Raw genomic sequence first — 11393 nt, 5'->3', positions numbered from 1 at the left:
AATTTCAGGATGCAAACTCTCCTACCCATCGAGTTGGAAGCGACATTAATCAGGAATTTACTCAGGTGAAGCATAAATACCCCATGCTCTCGTTAAGTAATTCCTATTCAAAAGATGAATTGCAGGATTTTGATACCCGGGTTCGTAAGTTAATTGGAGATGAATTTGACTATGCCTGCGAACTAAAATTCGATGGTGCATCGTTGAGTTTATGGTACGAAAATGGGGAGTTAGTAAAAGCTGTCACCCGGGGCGATGGAGAAAAGGGAGACGACGTAACTGCTAATGCGCGGACTATTCGCAGCGTTCCTCTAAAATTAAAAGGAGACTCCTACCCTGATTCTTTTGAAATTAGAGGCGAAGTTTTACTACCCTTTCAGGTGTTTGCAGAGTTGAATAAAGCCCGCGAAGAAGCTGGCGAACCATTGTATGCCAATCCAAGAAATACCGCATCCGGTTCGTTAAAAATGCAGAACTCGGCAGAAGTTGCCAAACGTAAACTCGATGCCTATTTCTACTATGTATTGGGTGAAAATCTGACTAAAGATGGGCACTTTGAAACGATTCAGGAAGCAGGCAAATGGGGCTTTAAAATTTCAGAATACACGACTAAGTGCAAAAGTATTGATGACGTTTTCGACTATATTAATCACTGGGACAGCGCACGATTCGACCTCCCGGTAGCAACGGATGGAATTGTTATTAAAGTCAATTCGCGCCGCTTGCAGAACAACCTGGGATTTACCGCAAAATCGCCCCGTTGGGCGATTGCCTATAAGTTTACAGCGGAACAAGTCAGCACCATGCTAGAGTCGGTGAGTTACCAGGTAGGCCGAACCGGAGCTGTAACGCCCGTCGCCAATCTAACCCCGGTATTATTGGCAGGAACCACTGTTAAGCGAGCTTCTTTGCACAATGCCGACATTATTGAAAAGCTGAACTTGCATGTGCAGGATGTTGTTTTTGTTGAAAAAGGCGGTGAAATCATTCCTAAAATTGTAAATGTTGATGAATCAGCGCGAAAACCTGAAGCTGAAAAAATTGAATTTATCAAGCATTGTCCTGAATGTGGCACCGAGTTGATTCGAAACGATGGCGAAGCAGCGCATTATTGTCCCAATGAAACGGGCTGTGCTCCGCAGATAAAAGGAAAGATTGAACATTTCATTAGTCGCAAAGCCATGGATATTGATGGTTTGGGACAAGAAACTGTTGAATTGCTTTTCAACGAAGGATTGATTAATAATAGTGCCGATTTGTATAATATTAAGGTCGAACAACTGACGAGTCTGGAGCGAATGGGAGAAAAATCTGCCAATCGAATTTTAAAAAGTCTGGAAGAATCTAAATCAATACCTTTTGAGCGAGTTTTATATGCATTGGGTATTCGTTATGTTGGAGAAACTGTTGCTAAAAAGCTAGCCAACAAACTGGTTGATATAGACACAATAACCAATTCGAGCTATGACGAATTAGTCGACATTGATGAGATTGGTGGTAGAATTGCAGAAAGTATCCGATCGTTTTTCGACAATGAAGACAACCAGTCAATCATTCAAAACCTTAAAGATCAAGGATTAAAATTCAAACTAAGTGAAAGCAATTTAGAAGGCCGAAGTAATAAACTGGAGGGACTGAGCATTGTCATTTCCGGAACATTCGAGAAGCACTCCAGAGATGAACTAAAAAAGTTGATAGAGAAACATGGTGGCAAAAATACAGGTTCGATCTCGAAAAAGACTTCGTATTTATTGGGTGGCAGCAATGTAGGTTCTTCCAAAATGGAGAAAGTTGAAAAATTAGGTGTTCAGGTTATTTCCGAAGATGATTTTTTAACGATGATTCAATAAACGAAGTTCAGTTATCCGGAGTTCGTTCTATTTGGAGTGTTCTGTGGAACTTATTTTGACTTTAAAGTCCGGTTCTCAACGAAACGATTACTTTTAATTTAATCGTACTCGGCTTATCACAAACAATTTCTTATTTTTGTCACGTCTATGAGTTTCAAAAATCAATTCATCAGCTGGCTGCTTAAACGCAAATGTCGTGAGTTCAAACGATCGGTTCAGGTTATCAACCTCAATTATGCAAAAATAGCAGGCGTTCTTTGGAAAGTAGATGATCGTGAAGTTTTTAATCTGCTGACTCAGGAACTTAAAAGCCGCGGCGTGCAAGTCAATAGCTTGTGTTTTTCGGAACAACGTGGGTCGGTGCAAGGTGAAGCGGTTCTCACCAAAGATGATTTTTCAATGTTCGGCAAGGTAAAAAATGAAGAAATTGCCCGCTTTATCGATCAGAAATTTGACATTCTGCTTGACATTAGTTTAAGTTCAGGGATTGAATTGCAGTATTTGCGTTGCTTGTCGAAAGCTAAATTTAAAGTTGGTTGGTCAGCTAAAACACCTGACTATTTTGATTTGAGTATCGACATCAGCAAGCGAAAGGAACCCGGTTTTTTGGTAGAGCAAATGCTCTATTATTTAAGTGAGATAAACAAAATAGAAACAAATAATTAATTATTCTAATATGACACACCCGTTTAAAGGAGCCGGAGTTGCTTTAGTAACTCCATTTAAGGAAGATAATTCAATTGATTTTAATGCCTTGGAAAACATTGTTGAAGATCAAATCAGCAACGGCATGGATTACTTGGTTGCTCTCGGAACAACTGCCGAAACACCAACTTTGTCTTTGAAAGAACAAAAGGAAGTGGTTGCATGCATTAAAGCCAAAAACGACAAACGGGTTCCACTGGTTTTAGGATTGGGTGGCAACGACCCATACAAAATAATGCTTGACATTCAAGCGACTGATTTTTCAGCTATTGACGGCATTTTAAGTGTTACACCATATTACAACAAACCGTCGCAGGAAGGATTAATTGAGCACTACAAATTAGTTTGCAAGACCAGCCCTGTGCCTGTTATACTGTACAACGTACCTTCGCGTACAGGTGTTAATATGAAGGCCAAAACTTCCATTCAGGTTGCCAAAGAATGTTCAAATGCTATTGCCATAAAAGAGGCTTCAGGTATTTCATCTCAGGTAGCACGAATGGTGAAACACGGTCCGGAAGGATTTGCGGTTATCTCGGGCGACGACGTGCTGGCCTTGCCTATTATTTCTGTTGGTGGTATTGGTGTAATTTCGGTTACAGCCAATGTTTTACCAGGCAAATTAAGCCAACTGATTCATTTTGCAAATGAAGGTAAATTTGCCGAAGCCCGGGAGCTTCACCTGCAGATGATCGACTTTTTCAAGCTGTTGTTCCGTGAAGGAAACCCCGGAGGAATAAAAGCAGCGATGGAAATAGCAGGCAAAGCCAAAAACATTGTTCGCCTGCCAAGTTATCCAATCAGCAAAAAGTTATACGGCGAAATTGAAGCTGAACTAAAAACATTGCTTTAAGAAAAGCGACACACTTTATATCAAGGAGATGCATGACAATGTATCTCCTTTTTTACTTTCAAGAATCATTTCTCCGTCGAAAAATCTATAAATCTAACATCTCAAACCCTTATATTTTCTTAATTTGTAACCCCAAACCGTTAAAACAATTCGGGAATAATGATTGATTTAAATGCCATACCTTCACCTTGCTTTGTATTGGAAGAAAAATTACTTCGTAAAAACCTTGAGTTAATTCGCTCAGTTGCTGATGCTTCTCAAGTCGAAATCATCGTAGCGTTCAAAGGATTTGCGATGTGGAGTGCTTTCCCAATCGTTCGGGAATATTTTAAGGGAGCCACGGCCAGCTCGTTGAGCGAAGCGAAACTCTGCCACGAAGAAATGAAAAGCCTGGCCCACACCTATGCCCCAGCATACGAATCCAGCGAGTTTACTGAGATCATGGAGCATTCAAGTCATATTACTTTCAACTCGCTTAGCCAATTTGAGCGTTTTGCTCCACAAGTTAAACGGTCAGAACGCCAGATATCGATGGGACTCCGAATTAATCCGGAGTATTCCGAAGTTGAAACCGAATTATACAACCCTTGTGCTCCGGGTTCCCGACTGGGGGTAATTGTCGAACAACTTCCAATTCAACTACCCAAAGAGATTGAGGGATTACACTTTCATACACTTTGTGAGTCGGACTCCGAAGATTTAGCTAAAACGCTGGCAGCTGTCGAAGAAAAATTCCACCGCTATTTGCCTCATTTAAAATGGCTCAACATGGGAGGTGGTCATTTGATGACTAAAAAGGGTTACGATGTTGAACGCTTGATTAAGCTGTTGAAAAACTTCAAAGCAAAATACCCTCAGCTGCACATCATTATGGAGCCGGGCAGTGCCTTTGCCTGGGAAACTGGTTTTTTAAAAGCCAAAGTATTGGACCTGGTTGAAAATAAGGGAATCAAGACAGCGATGCTCAATGTATCGTTTGCAGCACACATGCCCGATTGCCTTGAAATGCCCTACCAGCCACGAATCCGGAATGCAAGTTCAACACCAATTACAGGTAAGCCAACCTACCGAATGGGGGGAAACAGCTGCCTGAGTGGCGATTATATTGGCTATTGGTCGTTTGATGAGGAACTCAAAATTGGCGACTCCATCATTTTTGAAGATATGATTCACTACACGATGGTGAAAACAACTTTCTTTAATGGGGTAAAACATCCATCAATTGGGATCATCCGGACAAATGGAGAGTTCGAGTATATTCGCCAGTTTGGGTACGAGGATTACAAAAATAAATTGAGCTAAAAAAAGCCCCGCGTTTGCGAGGCTTTAATTTCAATTAAGCTGTTACTTTATTTTTTTGATACATTCGATTGCGTTGTTCGCGAATTTCATCGCTACTGATGTAATCGTCATATTCCATTTGTTTATCGATCGTTCCATTCGGAGTCAACTCAATAATCCGGTTACAGACTGTATGAATAAATTCGTGGTCATGCGATGACATGAGGATGTTCCCTTTAAACTGCGTCAGGCGGTTGTTAAAGGCCTGGATTGATTCTAAATCCAAGTGGTTGGTTGGTGTGTCCAGCATCATCAGATTAGCGTTAGCCAACATCATTCGGGCAATCATACAGCGCATCTTCTCTCCTCCCGATAACACCTTTGTATTTTTGAAAATCTCTTCGCCCGAGAATAACATTTTCCCCAGGTAGCCACGCAGAAATTGCTCACTGGTGTCAGAACTATATTGAGCAAGCCAATCAACCAGCGACAAATCTTTATCGAAAAACTTAGAACCATCCAAAGGCAGGTAAGCTTTGGTTATTGTTACTCCCCAGTCAATATTGCCGCTATCCGGCTGATCGTTGCCATTCAGAATCTCAAAAAGTGCGGTCATCGCGCGAGGATCACGCGAGAGAAAGACAATCTTATCATCCTTTTCAACAGTGAAATTCACGTCTTTGAAAAGCAGATCGCCACCAGCCGATTTACTCAAGTTGTGCACTTCCAATACTGAATTACCCGGTTCGCGCTCTGGAGTAAAAATAATTCCTGGATATTTTCTGGTTGAAGGTTTAATCTCATCAACATTCAGTTTTTCTAACATCTTCTTCCGGCTGGTCGTTTGTTTCGACTTCGCCACGTTAGCCGAGAAGCGTGCAATAAACTCCTGCAATTCCTTTTTCTTCTCCTCCGCTTTTTTATTCTGCGAAGCTTGTTGTCTCAATGCCAGCTGGCTTGATTCGTACCAGAAGCTATAGTTACCGGCAAACAATTGCACCTTACCAAAGTCAATATCCACCGTGTGTGTGCAAATGGCATCTAAAAAGTGCCTGTCGTGAGAAACCACCAAGACCGTTTGATCAATGTTCGACAAGTAATTTTCCAACCAGCTCACCGTATCTAAATCCAGATCGTTGGTAGGCTCATCCAGTAACAGGTTGTCGGGTTTGCCAAATAAAGCCTGTGCCAGCAATACTTTTACTTTTTCTTTTCCGCTCAGCTCCTTCATTATTTTGTAATGAAGATCTTCAGCAATTCCTAATCCACTAAGCAAACTGGCAGCGTCACTTTCTGAATTCCAGCCATCCATTTCGGCAAACTGATCTTCAAGCTCTGAAGCTTTAATTCCATCAGCTTCCGAAAAATCTTCTTTCATATACAGTTGATCTTTTTCAACCTTGATTTTCCAGAGCTGCTCATGCCCCATCATCACGGTGTCTAAAACCGGAACTTCATCAAACTTCTGGTGATCCTGACTCAACACGGAGAGCCGTTCTCCTGAGCCGATGCTCACATTTCCAAAAGTTGGATCCTGCTCGCCGTACAACATTTTTAGAAATGTAGACTTTCCGGCTCCATTAGCCCCAATAATTCCGTAGCAATTACCTCCTGTAAATTTCAGGTTAACATCCTGAAACAATACTCTTTTCCCAAACTGTATTCCTAAATTCGATACTGTAATCATCTATTCGCTTCTTAATATTTTGTGATAGAGCCGTGCTCTAATAACAGCGTGCAAAAATACACGAAAATTAAAGAGCCCAATACTTAAATGACTTAACTTGATGGTAATTTAATCTTTAACGTGTATTCGAAAGCTCATCGCAAGATCAGATCTCAACTGAACTCGTCGTAGGAAATCATGTCGGCTGGCACCTTTAATTGATTCAACATCGCCAGCGTAGCTTTAATCAATGCAGGAGGTCCGCATAAGTAGTATTCAATGTTCCCGGGCTTTGTATGCGACTGAAGGTACCGGCGATTGACAACATCATGAATAAAGCCAAGGTCACCGTTCCACTGGTCATTCTCGCGAGGTGCAGACAAGGCGACATGGAATGAGAAGTTCTCATTTGTTTGTTCCATTTCTTCGAAGTATTCCTTGTAGAACAAATCATCCAACGCTCGGGCACCATACCAAAAACTAAGCTTGCGTTTTGTCTTTTTAGTTTCCAGCAAATAAGACAGATGAGCCCGGAGTGGCGCCATACCGGCTCCGCCTCCAATATAAACCATTTCACGCTCGCTTGGCTTGATCAGGAAATCGCCATGAGGAGCCGTCAGTTTCACCTGATCTCCCGGCTTTAGATTGAACAGATAAGCTGATCCAATCCCCGGGGAAACATCCGTTCCTGCGGGAGGTAATGAAAGCCTGACATTGAACTTGATTGTTGCATCAACTGCCGGATTGGTTGCAAACGAGTAGTTTCTTTTCACATAAATTGAATTCGATGCATGTAAGCCGAACAAATCATTTTCTTTCCATCGTTCAGCAAATGGCGCTTCAACATCAATGGTTTTAAAACTAGCTTCGTAGGGCGGAATGATAAATTGAGCATATTGTCCGGGCAAATAGTCGATGGCACCGTTGTCGGTTTTTTCCAAAACCAATTCTTTAATATAGGTGGCCACATTTTTATTACTAACCACCCGGCAGACCACTCCTTCGTCCAACAGTGCATTTTCCTCCTGATCGGGCAGGTCAAGATACAAATAAAGTCTCCCCTGCTCCTCTTCTACCTGATACGTATTCAGACCAATGCAGACCGGAGTTCTGGCGGGAGATCCATCAGCTAGTTTGAATCGCCCGTTGTGTTTCGGACATTCAATAACATCGCCCAAAATAATTCCATCCGAAAGGTGCGTATTCCCGTGGGTACACATGCCATCAGTTGCATAATAGGCACCATTGGCATGATAAACAGCGTAAGTACGATGCTCAAAATCGAACCGCGCAATATCCCCCTCAGCCAATTCTGATGCCTTACAGATTTCAATTTTACCATTGGCCCAATGTGCTTTGTTGCCAACAATAATGTCAGGCTGCTCGTGATGTTGACCAGATCGCTCCGGCAGTTTCCGTTCTACATAGTAGTATGGATCCTTCACTTGTTTCAATATGGCGGGGATGATTTCTTTGAAGGTTTCAATAATTCCATTGTAGGGTTTTGGACAATCGTCTTTAACCAGCTCGTGCAACTGAGGCAGGTTGTGGTAAGGCACCAGTGGAAACATGTGGTGCTCAACATGGTAATTCATGTTCCAGTACAGGAATCGATGAACCCGGTTCATGTAAACCGTTCGACAGTTTAGTCGGTGATCGAGCACATTTTCCTGCAAGCCGGCGTGCTGAGTGAAGCCGTAAACCGGCATCAGCCAGGTGCCAAACAAGGTTGGCAAACCGATAAACATTAAAGGCAGAATGGTTCCGTAAAAGATAGATAGAAAAATGACAAACAAAAAGATAGAAACATATATCCGAGCTTTAAATATCACCTTCCGCCATTCCCTTTCAGGCACGTAAGTAGCAACTTGCGGATCGATTCGGCCACTGGCATGGGTGATCATTTTCTTAAATTCGGGAACAGCACTTGCAACACCGAAAAAGGTCAATATAATCTGTTTGATATCCGGAGGACGTGGAACAGCAATTTCAGGGTCGCGACCCCGAATAATTGTATCGCTGTGATGCCGGGCATGACTGTATCGCCAAACAGTTGATTGCCGCAAGACCATAAACGAGGAAATTTCGTACAGTACGTTGTTCATCCAGTCGGTTTTAAACGCTGTACCATGACTGGACTCGTGCCAGCGTGAATCGGAAGTAGAAGCATACAATACACTGTAAACGATGTACGGAAAGGCGACATACCACGCCCCCCACCAGAGATAGACCAGGTAGCCGGAACCGAAAATCAAACCAAACCACAACAGGGTATCTCTAATTGCCGGGCCATCTTTCCGAACCAACAATTCTCTCATTTTATCTTTAGGAACCGGACTGGTGTACCACTGGGCATCGGCCAGTCCTTTTGCTACGGCGCCCTTCGACTCAGCACCAATCAAGCTATAATCCCTATCAATATCGCTGTTACTGCTCATAAGTCCCATTTTTATCTTCTGTGCGAGGTCAGCTTCTTACTCAAAAATTCATCAAATAGCTCTTACGCTCACTGGCCTACCATTGATTCTTTCGTATTCGGCACAGTCGGCATAACAATACAAACCCACATCGGGAGCTCTGACAAACCCCTGAACCGCCTGCATCTTCTTAAGACTGATATTTTGCCTCCACCAAGTGAGATGGATATTCAATTTAATCTTCAAACAGACAGACGAAATTTTAGTTTAATCTGAAAATGAAGCACAAAAAAACTCCTGCTGCTCAAGCAACAGAAGTTTGTATCTTATCTATCAAATGTAATTATTTCTTCAAGCTTATAATTTGGCTACCTCATCGTCAATAAACTTCAACTCTTCGCTGGTCAGATCAAATGTTGCAGCAAATGCGTTTTGTACTGCTTGGTCTTCATCTCGGGCTCCAGCCAAGGCAATTGTTATTCCGTCTCGTTCAAGAGTCCAACGAAGGACTAATTGAGCCAAGGTCACTCCACGTTCATTCGCAATGGGTTTGATGGTCTCCAAAAAAACGTTGGTCTTTTTAATGCTTTCATCCGTAAATGACGGATTGTCTGCCCGATGATCACCCTTTGCAAAGTGCTGCCCCGGCTTCATCTTTCCGGTTAATAAGCCACGCTCCAGCGGACTGTAGGCCAATACCGACTTCCCATGACTCTTGCAATAAGGAACTGTTTCCTCTTCAATACCACGGTTAACCATGCTAAATGGAATTTGATTAGAAACCAGCTTCGTTATTTTTTCGGCTTCAGCCATCAAACCGGCATCATAATTACACACGCCAACATGACGCACTTTACCCTGCTCCACCAGCTTGTTTACTGCTTCAAAGGTCTCCTCGACAGGTGTGGTCGAATCGTGCCAATGAATTTGGTACAAATCAATATAATCCGTATTCAGACGCGTCAGGCTTTCTTCGCACTCTTTGATAATACTTTCCTTTCCGGCGTATTTATAAATATCAATCGGGTTTCCGTCATTGTCTTTACTCTTGAAATAAAAGTCTCCTTTATCCCAATCCCAGCGCAATCCAAACTTGGTTAAAATCTGAACTTTATCCCGGGGAATTTTCTGAATGGCTTCACCAACAATCTCCTCACTGGTTCCCTGCCCGTAAATTGGGGCAGTATCAATGGAGGTCACTCCGGCATCATAAGCCGCTTTAATGGCTTTTACAGCCTCGTTTCGATCGGTTCGGCCCCACATCCATCCACCGGCAGCCCATGCTCCAAAGGTAATTGCGGATAGTTTTAAATCTGAATCGGCAAGTTGTCTGTATATCATATTCTCTTCTTAATTGATTGGTTCTTTTTATTCTTACTATAAAAATAAGTCACAGACCATATTGATTGTTCATTTTTTAACATTTAGATTGAAGAGTAACATAGCCGCAAAACTTCAGCAAAAGCAAAAAGACCCCATTGCGGAGTCTTTTATGATGTGAATACGTTAGTTGACTGGAGTTATTGGGTGTATGCAATTCGTCGAGATGCCTTTCTTAACAAGATATTAATCAGATCCTCGGTGCTGCTTCCAATCGTTCCATTCAGAGCTTTGTTATAATTGATTAAAACGTCTCCATCAGCGGCATTATGAATGTACATATTCATGACAGCTTTGTTTGTACTTCCCCAGAAACCTACTAATGCGCCCAATACGATAGATGCACCTTCAGACATCGGTTTATTTGTTTCAAAAGTGCCGGAAACCAATGCATCGACTTCTAATAATTTTGCAATTTCTTCGGGCGTGTAATCTTTCATGTTTTCATAAGTAATACCGTTCCTTTTTAATAGAGCATTGGTTTTATTAGGATCCTGAACTTTTACCGTAAGCTGTCCTCTTTTTTCCCGTTTCAGGAACCAGGAGTAAAACCCCATTTGCACACTCTCCCCTTCTGACTTTTCCATTCGTTCAAGTTGTTCCGTTGAAATATTTTTCATCTGTTTCGGACGCAAGGTCACAGAAGAGTCAAAGGGTATTATCGCTATGATTTTATGATCCTTCGCGATTTGTTCGAAATTAGGATTTTCATAAAGATGTGTCTGCGCAAACACAGAGAGGCTAAACAGACAGGCAATCAGAGAAAACATTAATTTGTTCATAATAAAAAATGATAAGTGAATTTTAAGTTAGCTTAAAGAGTTCTGTTAATAAAAAACCGAGTAAATATAAATCTATTTATCTAAAAATAGTAAGAGGTGTATTATTTAAATTCATTCCAGTTAAATGGCTGCTGGTTCCTGACAAAAATCCATTATAACGAAGCTAAAACCTATAGTGATTGATAGCTGTAACCAATGGTGCAAGCTAGGAAAAACAATTTCTCTGTATCTTGTGGGAATATTTATTTTTAATGCAACAACTATTCAGAGGTATGCAATATTTGTACAATCTTATATCTATAGGCATGACTTTCAAAAAAAAAGAATCTTCGTATTAAACACGGGTATAGTACTTTGTGCAAAATGTTTTATATATATTGCTGACAGTTCTTTCTTTTTCCTTTCTTTATAATTCTTTTCTATATATATTTGTAACCATTGTGTAAGGTTTAACAATGT

General features: G+C 41.5%; 8 protein-coding genes. 4 read left to right on the top strand and 4 right to left on the bottom strand.

Annotated features, from left to right (window positions below; translation table 11 throughout):
• The 4 genes from ligA to nspC all read left to right on the top strand — a co-directional run.
• Positions 1-1850 (top strand): NAD-dependent DNA ligase LigA (gene ligA, locus ACTB00_RS14975; RefSeq protein WP_463300726.1); only part of this gene is annotated, 1850 nt, incomplete at its 5' end.
• Positions 1851-1997: 147 nt separating this feature from the next.
• The gene (locus tag ACTB00_RS14970) at positions 1998-2516 is read left to right on the top strand and encodes a DUF6913 domain-containing protein (RefSeq protein WP_463300725.1); all 519 of its coding nucleotides are present in this window, start codon (positions 1998-2000) and stop codon (positions 2514-2516) included.
• A gap of 10 nt (positions 2517-2526) precedes the next feature.
• Positions 2527-3408 (top strand): 4-hydroxy-tetrahydrodipicolinate synthase, encoded by an 882-nt coding sequence (gene dapA / locus ACTB00_RS14965; RefSeq protein ID WP_463300724.1) that lies wholly within the window; start codon positions 2527-2529, stop codon positions 3406-3408.
• Positions 3409-3567: 159 nt separating this feature from the next.
• Positions 3568-4710: a carboxynorspermidine decarboxylase gene (nspC, locus tag ACTB00_RS14960; protein ID WP_463300723.1), complete on the top strand. Its 1143-nt coding sequence runs from the start codon at positions 3568-3570 to the stop codon at positions 4708-4710.
• A 34-nt stretch (positions 4711-4744) separates the two neighbouring features.
• On the opposite strand, the gene ACTB00_RS14955 is transcribed toward nspC, so the two are convergent.
• The 4 genes from ACTB00_RS14955 to ACTB00_RS14940 form a co-directional block, all read right to left on the bottom strand.
• Positions 4745-6376, bottom strand: a complete 1632-nt coding sequence (locus ACTB00_RS14955; protein WP_463300722.1) for an ABC-F family ATP-binding cassette domain-containing protein — start codon at positions 6374-6376, stop codon at positions 4745-4747.
• A 152-nt stretch (positions 6377-6528) separates the two neighbouring features.
• Complete coding sequence (gene nqrF / locus ACTB00_RS14950; protein WP_463300721.1) at positions 6529-8793, bottom strand: NADH:ubiquinone reductase (Na(+)-transporting) subunit F; 2265 nt, start codon at positions 8791-8793, stop codon at positions 6529-6531.
• Between the two features lie 336 nt (positions 8794-9129).
• Positions 9130-10113, bottom strand: coding sequence for an aldo/keto reductase (locus ACTB00_RS14945; protein WP_463300720.1), 984 nt, complete (start codon positions 10111-10113; stop codon positions 9130-9132).
• 179 nt (positions 10114-10292) lie between these two features.
• Complete coding sequence (locus tag ACTB00_RS14940) at positions 10293-10772, bottom strand: hypothetical protein (RefSeq protein ID WP_463300719.1); 480 nt, start codon at positions 10770-10772, stop codon at positions 10293-10295.
• Between the last annotated feature and the right edge of the window lie 621 nt (positions 10773-11393).

The organism is Sunxiuqinia sp., from assembly GCF_055140945.1.
Note: the sequence above shows the minus strand (reverse complement) of the source record. Positions and strands in the feature narration are given on the sequence as shown.